The organism is Marinobacter sp. UBA2688 (genome assembly GCF_002352785.1).
GTDB lineage: Bacteria > Pseudomonadota > Gammaproteobacteria > Pseudomonadales > Oleiphilaceae > Marinobacter > Marinobacter salarius.
Map to the genome: position 1 here is coordinate 153,535 of NZ_DELU01000007.1, position 24,811 is coordinate 178,345.

Annotated in this window: 25 protein-coding genes; 6 read left to right on the plus strand and 19 right to left on the minus strand. The window is 58.6% G+C overall.

Annotated elements, in window-relative coordinates; translation table 11 throughout:
* Window positions 1-226: 226 nt before the first annotated feature.
* The 7 genes from B3M52_RS02075 to bioB all read right to left on the minus strand — a co-directional run bounded on the left by B3M52_RS02075 (window position 227) and on the right by bioB (window position 5,900).
* Window positions 227-928 carry a putative metalloprotease CJM1_0395 family protein gene (locus tag B3M52_RS02075; RefSeq protein WP_226909942.1) on the minus strand — a complete coding sequence of 234 codons (702 nt, stop codon included), beginning with the start codon at window positions 926-928 and terminating at the stop codon, window positions 227-229.
* An 88-nt stretch (window positions 929-1,016) separates the two neighbouring features.
* Complete coding sequence (locus tag B3M52_RS02080) at window positions 1,017-1,262, minus strand: hypothetical protein (protein WP_007154811.1); 246 nt, start codon at window positions 1,260-1,262, stop codon at window positions 1,017-1,019.
* A 51-nt stretch (window positions 1,263-1,313) separates the two neighbouring features.
* Window positions 1,314-2,006 carry a dethiobiotin synthase gene (bioD, locus tag B3M52_RS02085; RefSeq protein ID WP_075196524.1) on the minus strand — a complete coding sequence of 231 codons (693 nt, stop codon included), beginning with the start codon at window positions 2,004-2,006 and terminating at the stop codon, window positions 1,314-1,316.
* A gap of 19 nt (window positions 2,007-2,025) precedes the next feature.
* Entirely contained in the window at window positions 2,026-2,850 is an 825-nt protein-coding gene (gene bioC, locus B3M52_RS02090; protein ID WP_075196525.1) for a malonyl-ACP O-methyltransferase BioC, read from the minus strand.
* Window positions 2,838-3,590 carry an alpha/beta fold hydrolase gene (locus B3M52_RS02095; protein WP_051947032.1) on the minus strand — a complete coding sequence of 251 codons (753 nt, stop codon included), beginning with the start codon at window positions 3,588-3,590 and terminating at the stop codon, window positions 2,838-2,840. Before B3M52_RS02095 ends, bioC begins: the two co-directional genes overlap by 13 nt.
* Complete coding sequence (gene bioF / locus B3M52_RS02100) at window positions 3,587-4,765, minus strand: 8-amino-7-oxononanoate synthase (protein WP_075196526.1); 1,179 nt, start codon at window positions 4,763-4,765, stop codon at window positions 3,587-3,589. Before bioF ends, B3M52_RS02095 begins: the two co-directional genes overlap by 4 nt.
* 28 nt (window positions 4,766-4,793) lie before the next feature.
* Window positions 4,794-5,900, minus strand: a complete 1,107-nt coding sequence (bioB, locus tag B3M52_RS02105; RefSeq protein ID WP_143071122.1) for a biotin synthase BioB — start codon at window positions 5,898-5,900, stop codon at window positions 4,794-4,796.
* Between the two features lie 49 nt (window positions 5,901-5,949).
* Between bioB and B3M52_RS02110 the strand changes: the two genes are divergently transcribed.
* On the plus strand, window positions 5,950-6,729 hold the full coding sequence (locus B3M52_RS02110) for a ComF family protein (protein ID WP_075196527.1): 780 nt from the start codon (window positions 5,950-5,952) through the stop codon (window positions 6,727-6,729).
* A 15-nt stretch (window positions 6,730-6,744) separates the two neighbouring features.
* Here B3M52_RS02110 and B3M52_RS02115 read toward each other — a convergent pair whose 3' ends face one another.
* Window positions 6,745-7,860, minus strand: a complete 1,116-nt coding sequence (locus B3M52_RS02115; protein ID WP_075196571.1) for an NAD(P)/FAD-dependent oxidoreductase — start codon at window positions 7,858-7,860, stop codon at window positions 6,745-6,747.
* Between the two features lie 145 nt (window positions 7,861-8,005).
* Between B3M52_RS02115 and B3M52_RS02120 the strand changes: the two genes are divergently transcribed.
* The 5 genes from B3M52_RS02120 to cmoB are packed head-to-tail and all read left to right on the plus strand — an operon-like array spanning window position 8,006 to window position 11,599.
* Complete coding sequence (locus B3M52_RS02120; RefSeq protein WP_007154819.1) at window positions 8,006-8,428, plus strand: hypothetical protein; 423 nt, start codon at window positions 8,006-8,008, stop codon at window positions 8,426-8,428.
* Window positions 8,429-8,437: 9 nt separating this feature from the next.
* Window positions 8,438-9,439, plus strand: a complete 1,002-nt coding sequence (locus B3M52_RS02125) for a serine/threonine protein kinase (RefSeq protein WP_075196528.1) — start codon at window positions 8,438-8,440, stop codon at window positions 9,437-9,439.
* Window positions 9,440-9,472: 33 nt separating this feature from the next.
* A complete protein-coding gene (locus B3M52_RS02130) occupies window positions 9,473-9,844 on the plus strand; it encodes a kinase (protein ID WP_075196529.1) in 372 nt (123 codons plus the stop codon).
* Window positions 9,837-10,592, plus strand: a complete 756-nt coding sequence (cmoA, locus tag B3M52_RS02135) for a carboxy-S-adenosyl-L-methionine synthase CmoA (protein ID WP_036209747.1) — start codon at window positions 9,837-9,839, stop codon at window positions 10,590-10,592. The genes B3M52_RS02130 and cmoA overlap by 8 nt, the downstream gene beginning before the upstream one ends.
* Before the next feature lie 11 nt (window positions 10,593-10,603).
* On the plus strand, window positions 10,604-11,599 hold the full coding sequence (gene cmoB, locus B3M52_RS02140; protein WP_075196530.1) for a tRNA 5-methoxyuridine(34)/uridine 5-oxyacetic acid(34) synthase CmoB: 996 nt from the start codon (window positions 10,604-10,606) through the stop codon (window positions 11,597-11,599).
* A gap of 25 nt (window positions 11,600-11,624) precedes the next feature.
* Here cmoB and B3M52_RS02145 read toward each other — a convergent pair whose 3' ends face one another.
* The 11 genes from B3M52_RS02145 to B3M52_RS02195 form a co-directional block, all read right to left on the minus strand.
* A complete protein-coding gene (locus B3M52_RS02145) occupies window positions 11,625-12,920 on the minus strand; it encodes an adenylosuccinate synthase (RefSeq protein WP_036209743.1) in 1,296 nt (431 codons plus the stop codon).
* Window positions 12,921-13,002: 82 nt separating this feature from the next.
* A complete protein-coding gene (locus B3M52_RS02150; RefSeq protein WP_036209740.1) occupies window positions 13,003-14,184 on the minus strand; it encodes an ATP phosphoribosyltransferase regulatory subunit in 1,182 nt (393 codons plus the stop codon).
* Between the two features lie 184 nt (window positions 14,185-14,368).
* Window positions 14,369-15,244: a protease modulator HflC gene (gene hflC, locus B3M52_RS02155; RefSeq protein WP_041336347.1), complete on the minus strand. Its 876-nt coding sequence runs from the start codon at window positions 15,242-15,244 to the stop codon at window positions 14,369-14,371.
* 2 nt (window positions 15,245-15,246) lie between these two features.
* Window positions 15,247-16,440 carry an FtsH protease activity modulator HflK gene (gene hflK / locus B3M52_RS02160; protein WP_041332407.1) on the minus strand — a complete coding sequence of 398 codons (1,194 nt, stop codon included), beginning with the start codon at window positions 16,438-16,440 and terminating at the stop codon, window positions 15,247-15,249.
* A 78-nt stretch (window positions 16,441-16,518) separates the two neighbouring features.
* Window positions 16,519-17,817, minus strand: a complete 1,299-nt coding sequence (gene hflX, locus B3M52_RS02165) for a ribosome rescue GTPase HflX (protein ID WP_036209734.1) — start codon at window positions 17,815-17,817, stop codon at window positions 16,519-16,521.
* A gap of 119 nt (window positions 17,818-17,936) precedes the next feature.
* Complete coding sequence (gene hfq / locus B3M52_RS02170; protein ID WP_007154829.1) at window positions 17,937-18,185, minus strand: RNA chaperone Hfq; 249 nt, start codon at window positions 18,183-18,185, stop codon at window positions 17,937-17,939.
* Window positions 18,186-18,225: 40 nt separating this feature from the next.
* The gene (miaA, locus tag B3M52_RS02175; protein ID WP_075196531.1) at window positions 18,226-19,269 is read right to left on the minus strand and encodes a tRNA (adenosine(37)-N6)-dimethylallyltransferase MiaA; all 1,044 of its coding nucleotides are present in this window, start codon (window positions 19,267-19,269) and stop codon (window positions 18,226-18,228) included.
* A 7-nt stretch (window positions 19,270-19,276) separates the two neighbouring features.
* A complete protein-coding gene (gene mutL, locus B3M52_RS02180) occupies window positions 19,277-21,187 on the minus strand; it encodes a DNA mismatch repair endonuclease MutL (protein WP_075196532.1) in 1,911 nt (636 codons plus the stop codon).
* A 19-nt stretch (window positions 21,188-21,206) separates the two neighbouring features.
* Complete coding sequence (locus tag B3M52_RS02185; protein ID WP_041332406.1) at window positions 21,207-22,562, minus strand: N-acetylmuramoyl-L-alanine amidase; 1,356 nt, start codon at window positions 22,560-22,562, stop codon at window positions 21,207-21,209.
* A 34-nt stretch (window positions 22,563-22,596) separates the two neighbouring features.
* Entirely contained in the window at window positions 22,597-23,103 is a 507-nt protein-coding gene (tsaE, locus tag B3M52_RS02190) for a tRNA (adenosine(37)-N6)-threonylcarbamoyltransferase complex ATPase subunit type 1 TsaE (RefSeq protein WP_075196533.1), read from the minus strand.
* The gene (locus B3M52_RS02195) at window positions 23,103-24,674 is read right to left on the minus strand and encodes a bifunctional ADP-dependent NAD(P)H-hydrate dehydratase/NAD(P)H-hydrate epimerase (RefSeq protein ID WP_075196534.1); all 1,572 of its coding nucleotides are present in this window, start codon (window positions 24,672-24,674) and stop codon (window positions 23,103-23,105) included. The genes tsaE and B3M52_RS02195 overlap by 1 nt, the downstream gene beginning before the upstream one ends.
* Between the last annotated feature and the right edge of the window lie 137 nt (window positions 24,675-24,811).

Below are 24,811 nucleotides of genomic sequence, written 5' to 3' on the forward strand. Positions count from 1 at the left end.
CAGGTTTTCGGTCTCAGCTGCGACACGGTCACAACACTCAGCCTCGGGATTTACTCATACGCTCAGCAAGAGAAGCTGAACGCCAATAAAACACTTGTTTGAAACATACGTTTAGAGGCACAGAATTGTCAATAGGCGTAATCAAAATTTGTGTTGTGTTTTGTCGCGAATGTGTACCGATGGCTTAAGCACACGGGAAGGTTTTAGACTAAAAAGCAGCTTGTTATCAGGCTGTTGCCCGGAAGGATGAAGAGGGATTGGCGCTTACATCATTGCTCCCGACGCCGGAGATGACCTGATAGGCATTCGTCGCTTCCTGCGACTGCTTTGCACTGCTTTCGTCACCCGCCTGGTCCTCGGACACTTCAGATTGCCCGGACTCGTCAGTGCGACCCAACTCTGAGGAGAGTTCAGCTTGTGCCTGCAGCATCAACTGCATGGCCTCTGCCGCCACTGCCCGGTCTTGTGGGGAAGGCTCTGCCGGCGCCAACGCTGCAGCCCTGACCACACGCATTTTATCGATTGTCGCCTGGGGATCTCCCCGCACGGGCGAGGTGCTAATCGAGACCTCGCCACCAACAGCGTACTGGGCACCGTCGGGGCCCCGTTCATAGACGTAGGAAATAGAACCGGCGTACTGGCCGCCAACCGCCTGATGGGCTGCCTCATGGGCACGAACCTCACGGTCCCTGGCTTTCAGTTCCGTAAGCTGTTTCAGCTCTGCCTCATCCAGGCCCTGAGCATCCTCTACGCTGGAACCCTGCGAGCGGGTACGATCCTCCGCAGCATTATCGTCAGCTACCCGGCCGGACCCGGAGGTTTCAGGAGATGTTCGAGATGAAGGTGATTCATCCGAAGATGGCCGGAGAGGGGCACCCGCAGCTGCGTCTCCCGAGCCAACGGAAGGCGCAGGAAAGGCAGGAGCCATTGACGGAAGGGAGCCCGAAATCATCATGTCAGCAGACTGGCCGTCGAATCCAAAGGACCTGAACAGGGCTCGGACGCCCTGAGAGGGTTCAGGCAGTAATATCCAGAAGCGTTCCCAGGGTTTCGTCGGCGGTTTTCACTACCTGGGCCGAAGCTTCAACGCTGCGCTCGTACAGTTTTAGATCAATGATCGGTTCCACGAGGCCACCGACACCTTCTGCCGTGCCCTGGGGGCCATCAACACCACCACGGGCAATCCTGCGGGCGGCATTTTCCATGCCTTGCATGCCGTCCTGGATACCCTGAATACCAATGCCTAATGTATTGCTGATCATAACCGCGCAGCCCAATGACCATATATTGACACCAGTAAGCCACAAATTTGGTCAATTTTCAAACAAAACGGCAACATCCAGTGCTTTGGCCAGCTCCTTCGGGTCGGCACGATTCTGCCATGGCAACACCCCCAGGCATGGCGCGGGCAGGTTCTGAATCAGATAATCGAGGGTTTCCTGCTCACAGTTCATGGCCGCGGGGTCCGGCCGATTGGCCACCCAACCTGCGACAGGCAATCCATCACGGCGGATAGCTTCAGCGGTTAACAGTGCATGGTTGATACAGCCCAGTTTCAGGGGTACCACCATAATGACAGGCATACCCAGAGCGACAGGCATGGCGGCGTAGGTTTCACGATCATTGAGTGGTACCCGCCAGCCGCCGGCACCCTCCACCAACAGTAAATCCGCGGGACGCATCTGCAACCCGCGGCAAAATCCGACCAGCCGTTCCGCCGTGAGGTGCCGACCCGCCTGGGCAGCTGCCACATGGGGCGCGATGGCGGGCTGTAAGGCTACCGGGTTCACCTGATCGTAAGGCAACGGTTCCGACATGGACTCCATCAGTATCAGCGCATCTTCATTGCGCAGCCCCTCCGGTGTTTCTTCGCAACCAGACGCCACCGGTTTCATCGCAAGCGTTTTCTTCCCCAGGGTAGCGGCCGCCTCAAGAATCGCAGCAGACACCAGCGTTTTCCCCACGCCGGTGTCGGTACCCGTCACAAAGTAACTCTTTCTGGCCATAGATCAATGAATCCCCATGTCAGTCCGGCAGACGGCAACCCAGCCATGCCGATGTGTAAGTGGCCTGTATCCGGCCTTCCCCGTCTCGCGGATAATAACGGCACATGGCCCGCAAACGGCCAGGCGCGGTCGCGCTTTGCCGCCGCGAGGCGCCTTTGTACCCGGCGCCGATAGCCTTGAGCTCCGCCAGCAGAGCCAGCGGCGAGGGATAATCCAGTGAAATGGTCTCGATCGCAAGTTGCGGATCCGGGAGCGTTTCAAATGCCTGCTCCCGAAAACGCGCTTCCGATTCAAAACCATTCACATGCTGGTGCCCGGGGTCTGCCCGGTGCCATGCTTCCCGAAGTTCGTCGAGGGTACCCTCCAGCAATGTCGACACCAGTAGCCGACCGCCTGGGCGCAGAACCCGGCGGCATTCAGCAAGCACACCGGCCGGGTCACGGCACCACTGAATCATCAAATTGCTGAAGACCACGTCCACACTGTTATCCGGCAACGGCAACGCCTCGGCATCCGCCTCGATCCACCGAATGCCGCTCGGGTTGGCAGATCGGGCGTAACGAAGCATTCCCGCAGCAATATCAACGCCGGTCACCTGGCTCCCCGGAATCGACGCCAACTGCCCTGTAAACCACCCAGTGCCGCTACCCAGATCGAGTATCTGGAGTCCATCTGCGCTTTGGGCCTGATGCAGCCCTTCCTTCAACTGGTCCAGCAAGACCTGGCCCATATAGCGCTGCAGCCGGGCAGCGGGATTGTAGGTATGGGAAGCTGAGCCGAAATCGCGGGCAATTGTGGATTTCGGAGGCACCCAGTCGTGGATATTGGTTGTTACAGGGTCCATTCAACCTCCTTGCCGAAAACAAACTGAAGGATTTCGTCATGGCAACGCGAAAGCGCCTGCCCTCGAGGCCAATGGGTCATACCGGTTACCCTAACGACCTTGGCGGCTGGAGACGGATGAAACGAGTGCTCCCAACATTCAACGACCACATCGTTGCTCGCCTGAAGATGCAGCGTCGGCACTGGTAAAGCACCCCACAGAGACCGCTGATCTTCGCTGCCCAACCAGTCCAGGCCCCGAACCAGGTTCACGTCGCTGACAGAAGGCCCTCGCGCAAGCCAGGGGCGCAGTTCCTGCCGGGCTTGCGACTCATCATGGCTGCCGTGAATCAAAAGTCGCTGAAAGCGCCGCCAGGCAAGGCCGGCGTTTTGCGACACCTGTTCCCGGAATGTCTCAAAAGTATCCACTTCCATCCCTGTGGACCACTGCTCCCCAGCCACAAAGCGGGGAAACCCCGCCAGAGTGATTGCCTTGCGGACCTGGGGACAACTGCGTGAGGCAGCCGCCATTACCACCTGCGCCCCCTGGGACCAACCCGCCCAAACTGACGGGCACGGATAACGCTCCAGCAGATAATCCGCCACCCCCGTGATCGAGTCGCATCGGGACATCAGGGCGTCGTTCAGCGATATCAGATGAATCTCCCCTGGCCAACGATCAAACAACGGAAGCAACATGGCGGCATCGACACCCCAACCACCCACAACCACCAGCGGGATTCGTGATTCCACAGCGTTCATACCACCTCTGCAGAGGGCCTGTTCAGTAGTGAACGGCAGTCCGCCAATGCGGACAGCAACATTGCCAGGTCTTCCGAAGAGTGCGCAGCGCTGAAGGTGACCCGCAAACGAGCCTGGCCTTCCGGCACAGTCGGCGGCCTGATCGCCGTAACCATTAGCCCCCTCTCCTCCAGGGCCTGACTCAATGCCAGGGCTGCCCAGTTGTCGCCCACCAAGATTGGCTGAATTGGTGTGCGCGATGGCATCAACTCATAGCCCAGTGCCGATGCCTCCTGGCGAAACTCTGAGATCAGCATCTGCAGGTGACTGCGACGGCTATCTTCCCGTTCGATCAGGTCAAAGCTGGCACAGGTGGCCAGAGCGATGGCCGGAGGCATGGCGGTGGTGTAGATATAGGTGCGGGCCTTCTGTACCAGGTAATCCATCAACAGCTGGGGGCCAGCCACAAAGGCGCCACTGGTGCCCACAGCCTTGCCCAGGGTGCCGATCAATATGGGCACGTCCTCCTCGGACAATCCCTGCTCCATCAGGCTGCCCCGCCCCTGAGGCCCCAGGACGCCCAAACCATGGGCGTCATCCACCACCAGAAGGGCCTCGTGCGCCCGGCACAGTGCCGCCAACTCCCTCAATGGCGCGATATCCCCATCCATGCTGAATACGCCGTCTGTCACCACCAACTTGTGGCCACCGGTAGCGGCAAGCATGTCAGCCAGGGCACTCATATCACCGTGGCGATAACGACGCACCCTGGCGCGGCTGAGAACACAACCATCGATGATGGAGGCATGGTTCAGGCGATCAGAGAAGATGGTATCGCCACGGCCAGCCAGCGCAGAGATAACACCCATATTGGCCATGTAGCCGGTCGAAAAAAACAGCGCAGCACTGCGGCGGGTAAATTCCGCTAGCCGCAGTTCCAGTTGGTGGTGGGCATCGTGGTGACCGCAAATCAGATGCGAAGCGGCGCCGCCAAAACCGGTGTTTGGCATGGCCTCAGTGGCAGCCTTGATAATCCCGGGGTGATTCGCCAGCCCCAGGTAATCGTTGCTGCAGAACGACAGTAGCGGAACGCCATCGGAAACCAACGCGGGCTGCTGGGGGCCGCTGATCTGGCGGCGGGTGCGGTAAAGCCCCGCCTGTTTTCGCTCTTCCAGCTCTGCTGCAAAGTCACGCATGGCCAGCCCTCACAGACATGCTGTCTGCCTATGCAGACTCACGGGTGGCATCGTAGAACATGTGACGGGTCTGTTCGTATTCGACCGCTTCAACGATAGCTTCTTCCGCTTCCTGTTCGGTGCAGGACTGCTCGCGCTCTTCAGGCCGAATGCCCAGACGCTTGAACAACTCGCGGTCCGCATCCGCCTCGGGGTTGGCGGTCGTCAGCAGCTTCTCGCCATAGAAAATCGAGTTCGCACCAGCCAGGAAGCACAGGGACTGCATCTGCTCATTCATATTTTCACGGCCCGCAGACAATCGCACGTGCGAGGCAGGCATCATGATCCGAGCAACAGCGATGGTGCGGATAAAGTCGAACGGGTCCAGATCTTCCACATTTTCCATCGGCGTTCCTGCCACCTTCACCAGCATGTTCACCGGCACGCTCTCCGGATGGTGGGGCAGATTCGCCAACTGAACCAGAAGGCCAGCACGATCGTCAGGGTCTTCGCCCATGCCCACGATGCCGCCGCAGCATACTTTCATGCCTGCATTACGGACATTCTCGAGGGTGTCCAGCCGGTCCTGATAGGTGCGGGTGGTAATGATATGGCTGTAGTACTTTTCGGACGTATCCAGATTGTGGTTGTAGTAATCCAGCCCGGCTTCGGCCAGCTCGTCGGCCTGTTCCTGCTCCAACATGCCGAGGGTCATGCAGGTTTCCAGGCCCAGGGATTTAACCTGGCGCACCATATCCACGACATATTCCATGTTTTTCTTCGACGGGCTACGCCAGGCCGCCCCCATACAGAAACGGGACGCACCCTTTGCCTTGGCGGCCTTGGCTTCAGCAACCACTTTTTCAATTTCCAGCAGTTTTTCCTTTTCCAGGCCGGTGTTGTAATGACCGCTCTGGGGACAGTATTTACAGTCCTCCGGGCAGGCACCGGTCTTGATGGACAGGAGCGTGCTGATCTGCACTTCATTCGGGTCGAAATGCTCACGATGGACGCTCTGAGCCCGGAACACCAGGTCATTGAATGGCAGTTCGAACAACGCACGGGCTTCCTGCATGGTCCAATCGTGGCGCGGTGAGGTAGAAGGCGCGGCAGAAGGCGCTATAGAGGGTGCATCGGCGTGTGCGGTGGCAGTCATGATTCAGTCCTGTTAACTTTACCGGGATTCTGGTTTACGGATTGAACAGATGATAAAGGGACTGAAATCGCTGTCAACCTTGATGACACCAAAGGTTAACAGCGCGAAACGGATTCCGCGCGCTCAAATCAGCATCAAGGGCTTATTTCAGCTGCGCGGCGGGCAATGCGTGGCCTGCCTGGAACCGCATGCCCATTTCGGGCTCTGCACTCCCTGCCGGCAGGACTTGCCCGCCAACCACTCGCACTGCCGCTGCTGCGCACTGCCTATCGCCTACGCTGGCGATGAACTCATCTGCGGTCAGTGCCTGAAAGACCCACCGCCCTTCAGCCGAATCGTCGCGCCCTGGCGCTATCGATTCCCGGTTGACGGTATGGTCCAGCGCTACAAATACAATGGCCAACGCGCCTATGCCCGCCCCCTGATCCAGGATCTGAGCACTCATCTGACATTGATGCTGGAGACCCATCCTGAACGCACGCCGGACCTGCTTCTGGCCAGCCCGATGCATCCGGCCCGTCGACGAAAACGAGGATTCAATCAAGCGGCGGATATTGCAGAGCACATCAGCCGTCAATCGGGCATTCCCTGGAGCGCTGACCTTGTCGTCAGGAACCGGCGCACCCGGCCACAACGAGGACTGAACCGCGAAGAGCGCCTGGCCAACCTGCGGGGAATCTACCAGGTTACCCGTATACCGCCGGCCAGTATTGCCATCGTTGATGACGTGGTCACCACCGGCGCCACTGCACGAAGCCTGACTGAAGTGCTGCTTGAGGCCGGCGCCAGGGAGGTTCAGATCTGGGCGCTGGCAAGAACCCCCGGATAAAGGTATGCAAACGCATTAGTCGGCGAGCTGCCCTGCCACTTCATCCGCAATGGCCAAAGCAGCCGTTAATCCCGGCGACTCAATGCCGAACAGGTGCACCAGCCCGGCAACGCCGTGCCGACGTTCTCCGGCGATCCGGAAATCCGCAAACCCACCATCCGGGCCAGCAAGCTTGGGACGAATGCCGGCATAGGCGGGCTGCAGGCGGGACTCGTCCAATGCTGGCCACCAACGGCGAATACTTTCAGCAAACGACCTTGCCCGACCGGGGTCAACCGAGAAGTCCACCCGCTCTATCCATTCAACATCGGGCCCGAATCGAGCCTGGCCCGCTAGATCAAGCGTCAGGTGAACGCCGAGGCCGCCTGGTTCAGGGATAGGGTATACCAATGAATGGAAGGGGTGGCGACCGGAATAGCTGAAGTAGACACCACGGGCCAGCCACTGGCGGGGCGCGATATCCGCTGGTACTCCCTGCCAGCTCGTGGCCAATGGTACTGCTCCGAGGCCGGCTGCGTTCACCACCCGTTGCGCCCTGAGCTCACAGGGCGCTGGCCCTCCAACCTGCAACCGATGCTCTCCGTCACAGGTCGCCGCACGCTCTACAGGCGCCTGGCGGACCAAATGGCCACCGTAGTCCTCCAGCTCTCCCAGCAACGACAGCATCACTCCATGACTGTCTACAATGCCCGTTTCCGGTGAGTACAACGCCTCCTGGGCGGTCACGTCCGGCAGAGAAACCCGCAAGGCCCTGCGGGTTACCCTCTGGAGCAGAACACCGTTGCGAAGGGCCTGACTGGCGATAGTGTCGAGCCTCTCCACCTGCGACGCGCCATTGGCCACAATCCACTTGCCGGTTTTGCGGTGGTCGATGCCACGGGTCTGACAGTACTCATACAACATCCGACGACCACGAACACACAACCGGGCCTTGAGGGAGTCCTCGGGATAGTAGATCCCAGCATGGATAACCTCACTATTGCGGGACGACACCCCTTCGCCAAAGTGAGCGCCGGATTCCAGCACCAGCACCTCCCTGCCCTGCTTGGCCAGCGTCCTGGCCACTGCGAGGCCGACAATGCCGGCACCGACGACCACGGTATCTGCCTGTACTATGTCTCGCCCTGTCATCTGCTTTAACGTCACCCGCGTTGTGTTTCGATCGTTTGTCAGCATCACCAACACGCTCGTTGGCTAAAAAGCCCGAATCGCATTACGGTGTCGCCCCCGAAACGTTATACTTGGCCGTGAATTGAGTGCACGGAGCAGGGAACCGATGTCTGACAGGAAGCAGTTTATTATTGTAATGCTGGTGGCGGCCATATTTGTTGGCTGGCTTGGCTGGCGAGGCTTTGAAGTCATCAGCCTGAACCAGGCACTGAAGGCCGATGAAATGGTGGCCAACTATCCTTATCAGCATCGCGTTCTCCGGGTTGAAGGAGGGACCGCCATCATGAGCTCACTGCGCTCCCATGAAACCTCGACGCACGAAGCACTCACCACCATTTTTCCGAGCATGCGTAACCTGGGAGACAATGATCGTGACTGGCAACGGGCCGAGCGTGAACTGGCCCAGGTCCAGGCCCAGGCAGGCAACATCGTCCTCAGCGCGTCTGGCATTGATCGGGTGCGATGGGAACTGGACGAAAACTGGTATCACCTCGCCAGCATGAAGTCCCAACAGAATTCGAGATACTAAACCTTATTTATGACCGAAACCTCCAGCCATCCTTACGACGCCCTTACCCCCGATACCATTCTTGATGCCCTGGAAGACGCCGGATTTGTGGTCAGTGGACGCCTGTTTGCCCTCAACAGCTACGAGAACCGTGTTTACCAGATTGGTATTGAAGACCAGCCACCGGTAATCGCCAAGTTTTACCGTCCGGGGCGCTGGAGCGAAGCCCAGATCCGGGAAGAACATCAGTTTACCGTCCAGTTGCTCAACGCCGATATTCCGGTCGTGGCGCCCATGGCTATGCCCTCCGGCGATACACTGGGCCGTTGCGGGGACTTTCTGTTTGCCGTATTTCAGCAGCGGGGCGGGCAGGCGCCCGACACCAGCGTGACAGATACCCTGTACCGCCTCGGCCAGTGGCTGGGCCAGCTCCACAATATCGGTGACACTGAGCCCTTCAACCATCGCCCGGTTATGTCGATTCTTTCGGGCATTGAGGATAACAATCGGTTCCTTACGGAAAACCGCTGGATTCCAGATGACCTTCGGCCAGCGTGGGACTCGCTGATTCCCGATCTTGTCGACCACTGCGCCCGTCGGATCGATGACGCTGGCGAGGTGCACTCCCTGAGAATTCATGGTGACTGCCACGCCGGCAACATCCTCTGCCGCGAGGAACAGATGCTGTTTGTCGACCTGGACGATTGCCGTACCGGGCCTGCGATTCAGGATTTGTGGCTGTTACTGAACGGTGATGACGTTGAACGTGGCCAGCAATTTGGTGAACTACTGGAAGGCTACGAGATGTTCCGCGATTTCAATCGTCGTGAGCGTCATCTGATTGAACCCATGCGCTGCTTCCGGCAGATTTCCCACTGCACCTGGCTGGCCAAGCGCTGGGACGACCCGGCCTTCCCGCGTTTCTTCCCCTGGTTTGCCCAGCCGCGTTTCTGGTCCGACCAGATCCTGTCACTTCGGGAACAACTGGCGGCGCTACAGGCCCCTTCCATTCATGTACCCGGCCAATATTGAGGCCACTATTACCGACAGACCGGAGACCAACCGATGAGCCAAAGTGAGGCCCGATTTACCGTCCGCAGCCTGATTGTCACTGCCATTGCCACCATCATCGTTACCATCGTGGTTTTGGAGGCCAGCGGGCGGATTGATCATGCCGAGAATAAGGATCATGTGCCGGTGGGGGAATTTGAGGCCGTTCACATCAAACCTGGCGAAGAGTTCCGCATGTCGCCCAAGTCATCGGAACTCCACGCTGTCTGCGAACAGGGGTATCTGGCCATCGCCGCCGATGTGGACCCGGAGTTCCGGGGCATCCTCGTTGATTACAAGAACCGGGGCGTACGCTGCAGCCGAGGCCCGACACCCGCACACGACAGGCCTGTCAATGAGGGCCAGGAGCCAGCAGACAATGGCTGACAGGAACAAAAAACCGGGCCAGGCGCTGGACCGTCTGTTCGCCACTGAACGGGAAACCGGAGAATTCCGGTTTGACACATCGGTGGCTCGGGTATTTCCGGACATGATCCGGCGCTCAGTACCGGGTTACACCACGATTATTCCGATGATTGAAGTGATCACCGAACAGTATGCCCGCCCGGGCAGTCACTGCTACGATCTCGGCTGCTCTCTCGGCGCCTCCACTCTGGCCATGCGCCATGGCATTGGGGACCGCGACTGCACCCTTACAGGCGTGGACAACTCGGCTGCCATGATTGAGCGTTGCGAGCATTATATTGCTCTGGACGACCACCCATTGCCGGTTTCGCTGCGGTGCGAGGACATCCTCGACACCCCGATTGAGAACGCGTCGGTGACCACCCTGAACTTCACACTGCAGTTCGTGGCGCCAGACAGACGCGCAGAACTGATGGCTCGCATCGCCGACGCCACACTGCCCGGCGGAGTACTGATCCTCTCCGAGAAAATTCGCTTTGAATCCGATTCCGAGCAATCGACACAGACCCAACTCCATCACGAGTTCAAACGGGCCAACGGCTATTCCGACCTGGAGATCAGTCAGAAGCGTTCCGCCCTGGAACAGGTACTGATACCGGAAACCCTGGCCGAACACCGTGAGAGACTGATAAACGCAGGATTTAGTCAGGTTATGGTGTGGTACCAGTGTTTCAACTTTGTCTCCATGCTCGCCATTAAATCGCACTGAACGGAGCCTCCATGACGACCTTCAACTGGCAGGGGTGCTTTGCCCCGCTGCTTGACGATCTTGATAGCCGTGGCCTTGAGCGCTGGCGAAAGCAACTGCAGCAACAGCTACAAAAGCGCTTTGACGACAACCCTCATGGGGATATTGCCCGATGGAACCGGGCTCTGGACACCCTGCCCCACATTGGTGATGCCACGGCGAACCTGAACCAGTCGGCCATTACCCTGAACTCCGACCAGCCCCTCAGCACAGAAGACCGTGCAAAGCTCGAAGAAGGGCTGCGAGGACTGATGCCCTGGCGTAAGGGCCCGTTCGAATTCTTTGGCACCTATATCGATACCGAATGGCGTTCTGACTGGAAATGGGACCGCGTCGCTCCCTACCTGTCAGACCTGAGTGGTCGGCAGATACTGGATGTCGGTTGCGGCTCTGGCTATCACTGTTGGCGCATGCTGGGCGAAGGAGCCGGCCGGGTGATTGGCATCGACCCAGGACTGTTATTCCTGTTCCAGTTTCTCAGCGCCAAACAGTATGCAGGCCAGGAGCAGCGCATTGATCTGCTCCCGGTGCGCGTAGAGGATCTGCCGCCAAAGCTGGAAGCATTCGACACCACTTTCTCAATGGGTGTGCTCTACCACCGTCGCTCACCACTTGATCACTTACTGGAACTGAAAGACACACTCCGCCCGGGTGGCGAACTGGTGCTGGAAACGCTGATAGCGGATGGGCCGGAAGGTTACAGCCTGATGCCGGAGGACCGCTACGGCCAGATGCGCAACGTCTGGTTCCTGCCCAGCTGCGACACTCTGTTGCGCTGGCTGGACCGAACCGGTTTTTGCAACGCCCGCGTGGTGGATGTGACAGAAACCACGATCGAGGAGCAACGCAGCACTGACTGGATGCAATTCCAGTCGCTGCAGGACTTTCTCGACCCGGACGACCCAACGAAGACCGTGGAAGGTTATCCGGGTCCGAAAAGGGCGACGGTTATCGCGGACAAGCCCTGAAGGTGTCCGCGACAACCCAGGAAGGTTACTCGCCGAAGGGGTGGCGCAGAATGACCGTCTCTACCCGGTCAGGACCGGTGGAAATGATATCGATCGGTGCTTCGATCTGCTCTTCCAGGAAACGGATATAGGCCCTGGCGTTCTCCGGTAACTGGTCCAGGCCTGTCAGCCCGACCGTGCTCTCCTGCCAACCCGGAAGATCCGCATACACCGGCTCAATGTCCTTGTAGGTATCGCAACCGATCGGCGGGCGGGTAATCTCCCCGTTAGGCGTTTTGTAGCCAATGCACACCTTCACCGTATCCATGCCATCGAGCACGTCCAGCTTGGTCAGGCAGATGCCCGATACGCTGTTGATCTGGATGGCGTGGCGCAGTGCAACCGCATCAAACCAGCCACAACGGCGTGAACGCCCGGTGGTGGTGCCAATCTCGTTGCCCTTGACCGCCAGGTGATGGCCCATATCGTCAAACAGCTCGGTCGGGAACGGACCGGAACCGACACGAGTGGTGTAGGCCTTGGTGATCCCCAGCACGTAATCCAGGAACAACGGCCCAAAACCAGACCCGGTAGCCGTGCCGCCAGCCGTGGTATTTGAGGAGGTGACGTACGGGTAGGTACCCAGATCAATGTCCAGCAGCGAGCCCTGCGCACCTTCAAAGAGGATGTGTTCGCCGCGCTTGCGAAGGTCATGGAGGATATCCGTGACGTCGGCAGACATGGGCAGAATTTCCTCGCCCATGGTCATCAGTTCGGAAAACGCCTGATCAATGTCTTCGGGCTCTTCCTTGAAGTACTCGGTCAACACGAAGTTATGGTACGACATGATTTCCCGGAGCTTCTCTTCAAAGCTCTTCGGGTCACACAGATCTCCAACGCGAATCCCACGGCGTGAAACCTTGTCTTCGTAGGCCGGCCCGATACCGCGACCGGTGGTGCCAATTTTGTCGACACCTCGCGCTCGCTCGCGCGCCTGATCGATACGAACATGGGTCTTGAGGATGACCGGGCACGCCAGACTGATCTTCAAACGCTCCCGCACAGCAACCCCATTGCCTTCGAGTTCGCGGACTTCCTTCAGCAACGCTTCCGGAGAGAGCACGACGCCGTTGCCAATCAGGCACTGGACATTCTGGCGAAGAATGCCAGACGGAATCAGATGAAGGGCGGTTTTCTTACCTTCAATAACCAGGGTATGGCCGGCATTGTGGCCGCCCTGAAAGCGCACCACCGCCGCAACCTTATCGGTCAGCAGGTCAACAATCTTGCCTTTTCCTTCATCACCCCACTGGGTGCCCAGCACTACAACGTTTTTACCCATGACTCTCTCTCAGTGCGGCCCCGCCAATTGATGGGGTGCCCGCAGGTTTACCTGTAAATGAGTGGCCCGACCCCGAAGGTCATCAGTCCAACTGCTCCACGACCCACTGGCCGTCTCGCTTCACCAGGGCACGATCGCAATTGCGCGTGCCAGGATCAACGCCCTCGTCTTCCGGCAGGGCGCGGATAACCGTCTCCGTCATCCGCAGGCCGGAAATCACGCCATCCAGCGCAGGATCTTCGGTGGCTGGCGCCCATATGGCCTTGCCAGCGCGGCCGGTTCGCTGACCAAGTGAGACCAGCGCACGGATATCAAGACTAAAGCCCGTCGCCGGACGTGCACGGCCGAAATCACTGCCAATGGCATCGTAGCGACCGCCCTTGGCAACCGCGTCACCATGCCCCGGCACATAGGCCGCAAACACCAGCCCGGTATGGTAGTTGTATCCTCGAAGCTCACAAAAGTCGAACCCGAAGCTTACCTCTGGATAGCTCGCGGACAGCATATCCGCCACTCGATCCAGTTGATCCAGCGCCTGACGAAGCGGTTCCGGCGCCCCTTCAAGAATGCGCTTTGCCTCACGCAGGGCATCCTTCCCACCGCTGACTCTGGCCAGCTCTCTGAGCATGCCGCCAGCAGAACCCGGTGGGCACCCGCCCAGCAATTCATCCAGTTCCGGCACAGACTTACGGGCCATGGCATCAAAGATGGCCGCGCCGGTATCGCGATCAAACCCGGCCTCTCCAACCAATGTCTCGTAGATCGCGACATGGGCAAGATCCAGATGGATTCTGGGCAAACCCGATACACGCAGGGTTTCAAGCATCAGGCTGATCACTTCCAGATCCGCCGATTCGGAGGCGCTACCAAACAGCTCGCAACCCGCCTGGATGGGCGTGCGCCCTGTCAGCATATGGCGCGGTCGGGTGTGGAGCACATGGCCGGCATAACACAGCCGCGTAATACCTTCCTGGCCAAGGGTATGGGCATCAATGCGTGCTGCCTGCGGCGTCATGTCCGCACGCAGCCCCATCATCCGGCCGGTCAGCTGATCAGTCAGCTTGAAGGTCTGAAGCTCCAGGTCGTGCCCGGTGCCCGTAAAAAGTGATTCGAGGTATTCGATCAACGGCGGGATAACCAGCTGGTAACCCCAACGCTGGCAGGTATCCATTACATCCCGGCGCAGGGATTCAATCTGTCCAGCCAATGGCGGAAGGATGTCTTCCACGCCATCAGGCAGTAGCCAGCGATCAGATACTGTCATGAGATTCGGTTGTCCGTTCTGTCCCGGGGCGGAAGCTTCTTGCCGCGAGAGTGCACAGGATTTAGGGCGATGCTCGGGGAAAGATAAAAACCCGAACCAAAACCGGCAGAATTTTACACTGTTGGCAGACACAAAAAAACCGGAATACCGAGGTATTCCGGTTTTGTCACTACCATCGTCGTGGTTAGCGGTTTCCCTGAGGGTCCTTCAGGAACTTCAGGAAGTCGCTATCAGTGTCGATGACCATGATGTCGTCTTCATTGGCAAAGGTGTTCTGATAGGCTTCCAGACTGCGGTAGAAGCTATAGAACTCGCTGTTAGACCCATAGGCATCGGCATAGATCTGGGCGGCCTGAGCATCACCTTCACCACGCATTTCCTCAGCCTTGGCAAAGGCTTCCGCCAGGATAACGGTGCGCTGGCGATCAGCATCCGCGCGAATACCCTCCGCCAACTCGCGACCGCGGGAGCGGAATTCCTGCGCCAGTTTCTCGCGCTCGGTCGCCATTCGACGATAGACGTTCTGGCTCACCTGCCCCGGGAATTCAATGGCTTTGACGCGGATATCCACCACTTCAATGCCAAATTCCTTGAGCGACGTTTCGTTCACCCGGTCACGCAGGGTGTGCATCAGCTCGTCACGCTGGCCGGAAACGACCTCGACCATGGTCCGAACACCGAACTCATCCCGAAGGCCGTTATCCACGCGAGACAACAGCAGCTCGGAGGCGCGGTATTCGTCACCACCAGTGGCCCGGTAGAACTGATCCACGTTGCGGATTTTCCAGGCGATGTAGGAATCGACGTCCAGCGGCTTCTTCTCGATGGTCAAATACTGACGCGATGGAAGATCCGTTGTCAGCAATCGGATGTCGAATTCCCGGACCTGATCAATGACCGGCACCTTGAAGTGAAGCCCGGCTGAAATATCCGTTTCGATCAACTCACCGAACCGCAGCAGCACGCCACGATGGGTTTCCGGGATAATGTAAACACTGGAGAGCGTAACCAGTACGACAATCAGGGCGCCTGCAAGGCCCACAATACTTTTGGGTCCCATCATTATCTGCTCCTCCGAACGCCACTATCCTGCCTGCCACGCAGCTCCTGAATCACCTGATCTGACAGGGTCTTGATGTCGATGTCACTGCCGGAGCTTCCGGAACCGCTCTGGCTGCCGGTGCTGGCACCGGAACGGTTAGTCAGCCTATCCAGAGGCAGGTACATCATATTGTCGCTGCTCTGGGTGTCCACCAGCACTTTGCTGGTATTCGACAGAACCCCTTCAAGCGCCTGGATGTACATACGCTCGCGAGTGACTTCCGGCGCAGTCTGATACACACCAAGAACCGCCAGGAAACGTGAGGTTTCACCACGGGCACGCTCAATCACTTCTTCCTTGTAGGCCGCCGCTTCCTCGGTCAAGCGCTGTGCCCGGCCACGAGCCTCGGGGACCACTTTATTGCGGTAGGTTTCAGCTTCTTCCTTGACCTGCTGCTCGTCCTCACGGGCGCGCTGCACTTCACGGAAGGCATCCTGCACCGCATCGGGTGGCTGAGTGCTCTCGACGTTTACACGGACAATGGTCAAGCCAGTGCCGTATTCTTCCAGGAAGCTCTGTAGGCGCTGCTCCACGCGAACGGCCAACTCGGCACGACCTTCCGTCAACACGTCATCAAGTGTTGAGCTACCAACTTCATGGCGCAAGGCGCTGTCAGTAGCAAACGCCAATGCCTGGTTGGAATCACGGACGTTCAGCACATAAGCCTGAGCATCACCAACACGATACTGGACCTGAAGGTCGACAGAGACGAGGTTCTCGTCCTGTGTCAGCATCTGGCCTGTAGATTCCGCATTCCGGACGTTCGTCACCCGGACCAGATAAACGCTATCGATCAACGGAACCTTGAAGCGCAGACCCGGCGTTTCAGTACGACTGAACTCGCCAAAGCGAAGCACAACCGCACGCTCCTGCTCGTTCACGGTGTAGAACGATTGAAAGACCACGTATCCGGCAAAAATGATGGCCGCCAACGCCAGGATGGCACCAAAACCGCCGGCGCCACCCGAGGACGAACTGCCGCCACTGCCTCCGGACTTGTTGCCCTTGCCACCCAGCAAGCGATTGAGCTTGTCGAGACCCTTTTTTAGCGCCTCGTCCAGGTCCGGTGGGCCCTGGTCATTTCCGCCACGACCACCACCAGTACCCCAGGGGTCATTGTCGTTGCGGTTTCCACCCGGTTCATTCCAGGCCATAGTGTTCTCCGTTCCAAACTAATCGAATGGCTGCAAATACTAGGGATTTATAAGCGCCCCGGCAATAGCACAGCCGGCCTATGTACGTTGTTCTTCAAGCCTTACATCATTTTCGCGCACGCCAGCGCGGCTCAAAAGCTGTAACCAGTCACGATGCTGAAGGCGTACTTCCAGTACCGAATCCCCGCTATCGCGGTGACTTTCCGTCACGACAGAGCCCGCTTCATGCAAAAGCGCCCGCAACTTGCCGTCCGTCGGGCCCAGCAGTACGAATTGATGGATCACGTCCTCCGCCAATCGTTCGACGATGGTATCAAACAGGCCTTCAAGACCTTCCCCGGTGACCGCAGAAACCCAGACACGCACGGGAACGCCATCTTCGTTGCGCTCAACCCGCGGCTGGAAGTTATCCAGCAGGTCGATCTTGTTGAAAACCTGCAACACCGGAATCTCGTCAGCACCTATTTCTGCCAGCACTTCTTCCACCTGCTCCATGTTCTCGTCACGCCGGTGATCGTGGCAGTCGATTATGTGGAGCAGAATTGAGGCTTCGGTGGTTTCTTCCAGGGTGGCACGGAAGGCTTCAACCAGCTTGTGGGGAAGATGACGGATAAAGCCGACAGTGTCGGCCATTACGACCGGGCCAATGTCAGGAAGTTCCAGGCGCCTCAGCGTCGGGTCCAGGGTCGCAAACAGCTGATCCGCCGCGTAAACGGTTGACGTTGTTATGCGGTTAAACAGCGTGGACTTGCCCGCGTTGGTGTAGCCCACCAGTGAGACGGTTGGAATATCCGCACGCATCCGGGCCCGGCGACCCTGGTTACGCTGTTTACGGACCTTTTCAAGGCGGCGATGAATGGACTTGATACGCTCCCGCAGCAACCGCCGATCCGTCTCCAACTGGGTTTCACCCGGGCCACGCAACCCGATACCACCCTTCTGGCGCTCAAGGTGCGTCCAACCCCGAATAAGGCGGGTCGACATATGCTCAAGTTGAGCCAGTTCCACCTGAAGCTTACCTTCATGGGTGCGAGCACGCTGAGCGAAAATATCCAGGATGACGCCCGTGCGATCGAGCACACGACAGCTCAGCTCACGCTCAATGTTTCGTTCCTGGCTGGGGCTGAGTGCGTGATTGAAAAGCACCACATCCGCTTCGTTGGCGGTCACGGCATCACGAATTTCTTCCAGCTTCCCCTCGCCGACAAACAGTCTCGGGCTGGGCTGCTTGCGCGAGCCGGTGACAACACCTACGGGTTCGACACCGGCAGACCAGACCAGTTCACGGAACTCGCCCAGATCCTCAGCTTCTTCGTGTGAGGAAAACTCGATATGAACGAGAATCGCCCGTTCACCAACGTCGGGACGCTCAAACAAGTAGTAACAACTCCAAATCAGTCAGACTGCACCTGTCACCAAAACAAACACCCGCGGCCCTGGGAGCCTTTTCGGGCCCTTCGGGAGCGCGGGTAACAACACCGGTGTGCCCGGATAAATCAGTCTTCAGATTCTTCTCCGCCCGGAGCCTGTGGCGGAATACGAACGTTCCGCGCGGGCACCACAGTGGAAATGGCATGCTTATAGACCATCTGGCTGACAGTGTTTTTCAGCAAAATCACGAACTGGTCAAAAGACTCGATCTGGCCCTGAAGCTTGATACCATTGACCAGAAAGATGGAAACCGGAATGCGTTCCTTGCGTAATGCATTAAGGTAAGGGTCTTGTAGAGAGTGCCCTTTTGACATGTGTTTTCTCCTGTTTATAAGTAAAGGCAGATCGTCAACTTCAATTGTTAAATGTGGTGCGAAACTCAATAATTTTCAAGGCAGTGTCGGACATAAGTTTGTCGCCACTATCCAACCAGTCCACATCGGACCACTTTCGCAACCAGGTCAGCTGTCGCTTGGCAAGCTGCCGGGTAGCAGCAACGCCCTTGTCCACCATGGTGTCGTAATCATAATCACCGGCCAGATGTGCCCAGCCCTGACGATATCCGACACAACGCATGGAGGGCAGGCCAGCATTCAGATCACCCCTGGCCTTCAGCGCCCTGACCTCATCAAGAAAACCCGCATTCAGCATGGCGTTGAAACGCAGGGCTATTCTTTCATGGAGCACCCGCCTCTCGGCGGGAGCCATCGCAAGCTGCACTACAGTATACGGGAGAGACGGCGATTCGTCTGCCTGCCATTGGGTGAAATAGGTGTAATCCTCAATGCCATCGCTGTTCTGACGGTTCTCTGCCTGGCCTCTGCTCGCCTTGTCCTGCCATATTGAGGAAATCGGCCGTCCCGTCAGACGAATCACCTCAAGTGCCCGAATAAGTCGCTGCCGGTTATTCTGATGAATGAGACCCGCCGCCACAGGGTCCTGTCGCTCCAGCTCCTGGTGAAGGGCACCCCAGCCTCGCTCCTTCGCCTCCTGCTCAAGGGCCTCCCGGACGACTGGATCAGCAGACGGCAGGTTGGACATACCATGCAGCAATGCCTTGAAGTACATCATGGTGCCACCCACCAACAACGGAATCCGCCCCGCTGACACAATGTCGTTCATTTCACGCAGGGCATCGCGACGGAAGTCCGCTGCCGAGTATGCTTCCGCCGGGTCGCAGATATCAATTAACCGGTGTGGCGCCTGGGAGAGCTCCTCGTGCGAGGGCTTGGCGGTTCCAATATCCATACCCCGGTAGATCATCGCCGAATCAACACTGATGATATCGCAGGGCAGCTGGCGACAGAGCTCGATGGCCAGGTCGGTCTTGCCCGAGGCAGTCGGGCCCATCAGGCATATGGCCAGGGGCTTGGTGCCTTTAGCGGTTGATGCCGTCATACCGGTGTTAACGCCCGCGCAGGAATAATTTGTCCAGCTCCGAGAGGGTGACCACAGTCCAGGTGGGCCGACCATGGTTGCACTGACCACTGCGCTCGGTGGCCTCCATGTCCCGCAACAGGGTATTCATTTCCGGAATGGTCAGTTGCCGATTGGCACGCACGGAACCATGACATGCCATGGTACCAAGCAACTCATGTATCACCGCCTCCACACGGTCGCTTTCGCCGTTCTCAATCAGGTCAGACAGCACATCCCGAACCAATTGCTCGGTGTCCGCCCCCCGCAACAGCGCAGGCACCTGCCGCACAGCGAGAGTTTCGGGGCCAATGCGCTCCACCCTCAATCCCAACTGCAAAAGCTCTTCACCATGAGTCTCCGCCAATGCCGCCTCTTTCTGGCTGACAGCCAGGGAAACGGGCACCAGCAGCGGCTGACTCTTGAGGTCCTGCGCCTCCAGCGCACGCTTCATACGCTCATAGGTAATACGTTCATGGGCCGCGTGCATATCCACCACGATCATGCCCTGACGGCTCTGGGCCAGGATATAAATTCCGTGCAGTTGGGCAATGGCGTAGCCAAGCGGCGGCTCATCACCGCTGTCCTGCGGTGGCGTAGGCGCCGCAACGGCCAGATCACCGGAGTCAGCCATCGCGGGCTGCGCCCCGGTTCCACCGCCCCCGTTCAGGGACTGGTAGAACGCCATTTGATCGCGGGCCTGCCATTCAGGCTGCGGGGGCCTCGGGCTCCCTGAGAACCCGGCATGCTGCGGGCTGCCGCCGGAACCTGTAAACGGATCGGAGGCGGGCTGGTGATTGACACCCGGCATGGCAGCCTGAACGCCAAAACCACCGGTTGCCGTACCGGCCTCCCGACCGTGGGACTGGGCTACCGCTCCCTTGAGATGATCATCCGGGCGTACATCTGCCAGCGCCTTGTGAAGCGTCCGGAAAATAAAATCGTGAACCAGGCGCCCATCGCGGAAACGCACTTCGTGCTTGGTGGGGTGAACATTCACGTCCACGTTCGCGGGATCAACCTCCAGATACAACACGAACGCCGGGTGACGGTTGTTGTAAAGCACATCCCGATAAGCCTGGCGCACGGCATGCGCTACCAGCCGGTCCCGTATCACCCGCCCGTTGACAAAAAAGTACTGCAAATCCGCCTGACTGCGGGAAAAGGTCGGCAGGGCAACCCAACCCCAAAGTTTCAATCCCGTAGCCTCAGCATCAATCACCACGGCGTTGTCGATAAACTGCTGACCGCATAGAGAGCCAATCCGCCGCTCCCGGTCCAGCGGATTCTCAGCCGGCCTGAGGCTCTGGACCACACGCTGGTTATGTCGAAGCGTAAAACCGGTGTCGAAACGGCTCAGGGCCTGGCGGCGAATGCATTCTTCAACATGGTTGAACTCGGTCTTCTCCGTACGGAGAAACTTGCGTCGGGCGGGCGTGTTAAAGAACAGGTCCCGGACCTCCACCGTCGTGCCCACCGGATGGGCCGCCGGGGAAATACTGGCGTCCATGTCGCGCCCTTCCACTTCTACCTTTGAGGCCGCCTCCTGGCGCTCTGTGCGTGATGTCAGTGCCAGCCTGGAAACGGAACTGATACTGGCCAGGGCCTCCCCCCGGAAACCAAGGGACGCCACTGCTTCGAGGTCTTCGAGATTTTCAATCTTGCTGGTGGCATGACGGCTGAGCGCAAGGGGAAGGTCCGTCTCGTCTATGCCCATGCCGTCGTCACGTACCCGGATCAGCTTGACACCCCCCTGCTCCACCTCGATATCGACCCGGCGGGCACCGGCATCGAGCGCATTTTCTACCAGCTCTTTCACGACCGAAGCCGGGCGCTCAACCACCTCACCGGCAGCAATCTGGTTGGCCAGGCGGGGCGTCAGTAATCGAATGGAGGGCATGTTACCAGGGGACCTCGTGTCAGGATGCAGGAATACGAATGGTTTGCCCTACCATAACACGGTCATCATTGAGGCCGTTATACTGCATCAGTTCGCTGACGGTTGTCTGGTTCTCCCGAGCGACACCTGAGAGCGTATCCCCCCGGCGAATCCGGTACTGACTGACACTGCCATCGCCACGGCCGTTCTGCTTCTGCCACGCCAGCAACGTGCCTGGCGGGGGCGTTTTCTGGAAGTAGTCATCGATACCCCGAAACACCGCCTGGGACAGTTTTTCACGATACCAGGCACTGGAAAGGTTCTGCTCTTCCTTCGGGTTCGAGATGAATCCCGCCTCAACGAGAACCGATGGAATATCCGGTGATTTCAGCACCGCAAACGCAGCCTGCTCAACGCCTTTCTTGTGAAGCTTGGCGACACTGCCAAGCCTGCCGAGGATAGAGTCCCCGACACCGAGGCTGGAATTGATACTGGCGGTCATGGAGAGGTCCAGCAGCACACCCGCCAGCATGTCATCTCGACCATCAAGGGACACCCCACCGGCACCCCCGATCAGGTCAGAGCGGTTCTCGGTTTTGGCCAGCCAGCGGGCGGTTTCACTGGTGGCACCCCGCTGTGACAACGCAAACACCGAAGCACCACGGGGCTGAGGCGTGCGAAAGGCATCGGCGTGGACCGACACAAACAGGTCGGCGTTGTGCTTCCGGGCCAGCAGTGTGCGGCTACGCAAATCGATGTAGTAGTCACCGGTACGGGTTAGCTTGGCGGTATAACCCGGCTTGGCGTCGATCAATTCCGCCAGGGTTTTCGACATTCTCAACACCACGTCCTTTTCTCGGGTGCCCCGGGGGCCGATTGCTCCCGGGTCTTCGCCGCCGTGGCCGGCATCAACCACCACGATAATATCCCGCTTGCCGTTGGCGTTTTCGGTGACGGTTGGCTCCGAAGGCTTTCGAGCCTTCAGACCACCTTCGTCAATCAGGTCAACGACCAACCGGTGACCGTACTGCTGATTGGGTTCGAGCTGAAAGCTGCGCGGCTTGATGTCACTCTTCAGATCGAGCACTACCCGAAGATCATTACCGTTGCGCGGGGCGCTGCGGATACGCTTTACGGGACTGCCCGAGAGATCGAGCTTGTCAAAATCGGCCTTGAGCGTCGTGTTCTCAAGGTCAATCACCAGGCGCGAAGGCCCGGAAAGGGCAAACACCTTGTGATCAATCTTGTCGGCAACATCCAGCACCAGCCGGGTATGGTCCGGCGCGGGCCAGATCCTCACGCCTTCCACGTTAACGCCCGCCATTGCCGCCATAGGAAACAACAGAGTCAGCATTACACTACCGGCCAGGCACCATCTGGAGAACATTCTTGCCATCATTTTCCTGCCCACCTGCACTGATCACACATAATTAACCTCGAACACTCGACAACGGTATTGCCGCAAGCCTGGCCTGCAGCCCCACACCCACAGCCGTTGCCGCCGAGACAAGCGCTTTACGCCCATCTCCACTGACACTCAAGCGTATCCAAAGGTCAGGATCCGGAAGGATTCCCTGACCCCGCTCGGGCCACTCAATCAAACAAAGGCTCTGGCCCTGAAAGTAATCACGTATACCCATGTACTCCAGCTCCTCCGGATCACCCAATCTGTATAGGTCGAAGTGGTAAGCGGGAGGGCTCAGGTGCTCATACGGCTCCACAATGGTGTAGGTCGGACTTTTAACAGCCCCGTCATGGCCAAGGCCACGCATGACTCCACGGCTCAGGGTCGTCTTTCCCGTACCCAGGTTGCCCTCGAGAAATACAGTGGCTCCCTGTCCGGCCTGAACCACAACGGTAGCAAGCCCCCTTCCAAGGTTTTCTGTTGCCACCTCATCCTTCAGGAACAGCGAGAGCTCCTGCGCTGCAACGTCCATCATTCGTCTCCACCACCGCCAACCGAACGACGATCCGGCCAGCGCTCAGAATCCACCAATACCTGTGACAGGGCCTCAATAACGTCCATCGGCAACAGCCCCATATAACCGCGGGTTTCCGACGCCAGGTCCGCAGCCGCCAGATGCAATGCAGCGCCTGCCGAGGTTGCAACACGGGCATCCTTCAGTTGAGCGTACAAACTACCCAGCACGCCCGAAAGAACATCCCCCATGCCACCAGTCGCCATGCCAGGGTTACTGCCGCTGACAACGTCCGGCACTGCACCTCCGCCTGCCACCACCGTTCCGGCCCCCTTAAGTAGCACAACTCCGCCAAACATCTGAGAGATTCGCCCGGCAGCGCCTACACGATCCTCTTCAATTTCCGCCACATCACACGCCAGAAGCCGCGCCGCCTCTCCAGGATGCGGGGTAAGGATATGATTGTGTGCCGGCTGCGCCACCCTTGAGGCCATCAGGTTGAGGGCATCTGCATCGAGCACCCTCGGCTTACCGCTCGCAACCACCTGCTGGAGCATCTGCTGCCCCCAGGCACCCTGGCCGATGCCCGGACCACAGACTATGACATCCGCCGCTTCAATCAACGGCGGCAGTTCAGAACCATGAATCAGCCCCTGCACCATGACCGATGGACAGCGCGCGAGGGCCGGTGAGACGTATTCCGGGCGCGTGGCCAGCGTAACCAGTCCGGCACCGGCTCTTGCCGCTGCTTCGGCTGCCAACAGGCCGGCACCGCCAAAACCCCGGTCCCCGGCCACCACGAGCACGTGCCCGAAACGACCCTTATGCGCGGTTCTTGATCGCCTGGGGATAACCGAACGAATCGACCGCCAGTCAACCCGGCGAGCAAAAGGCTGCTGACCGCTCTCGGAGGCCCAGTCATCGGTATCCAGGGACTCGAACAGGATGTCACCCCCACACTCAGCCCCCTGCCCCGTAAACAGTCCGGCCTTGAGCCCAATAAAGGTCACTGTTGCATCAGCCCGTATCGCCTGTCCGACCACCGCTCCAGTTGTTGCGTTCAGGCCGGACGGCAAATCAATCGCCATTACGGGCGCAGGCGCCTCATTGCACGCGTCGATCATCGCCGCAAAGGGCTCCCTGGGAGCGCCTGTTACGCCGGTTCCCAACATGGCGTCCACGATTAAACCGACGCTGGCAATTGATCGCTGCGCATCGCCGCTACCAAGATCCGCAAGTTCCCGCACTTTTACCCCATCGGCCACGGATTTTTGCCAGGCCTTGCGGGCATCACCAGATAATTTTCCCGTCGGCGCAACGGCAATACAGTCCACATCCAAACCATGGCGTACGGCATTGGCCGCCACCAAATAGCCGTCACCGCCATTGTTGCCGGCGCCACACAGCACCAGAACCCGGCCCGGCTCAGGCCAGTTGCGTACCAGCCTGCGAAACGCACCGGCGGCTGCGGCCTGCATCAGGTCAAATCCGTCAACCCCTTGTTGATCAATTACATAGCGATCAATCTCCCTCACCGCATCGGCGGAGTAGAGGTCTTCTGGTAAACTATGACCACCAGACAGGGGCATGAAAATCGGCTCCCGCTAAAGAATTCGGATTAAGAAAATCGGCCAGATACCTGTAAAGAATAGCAAAACAGCGGAAAAGGTCATAACTTAATCAAATTAAACTTCATTACCCTTCGGGCCGCCGGGAAAACCGGTTG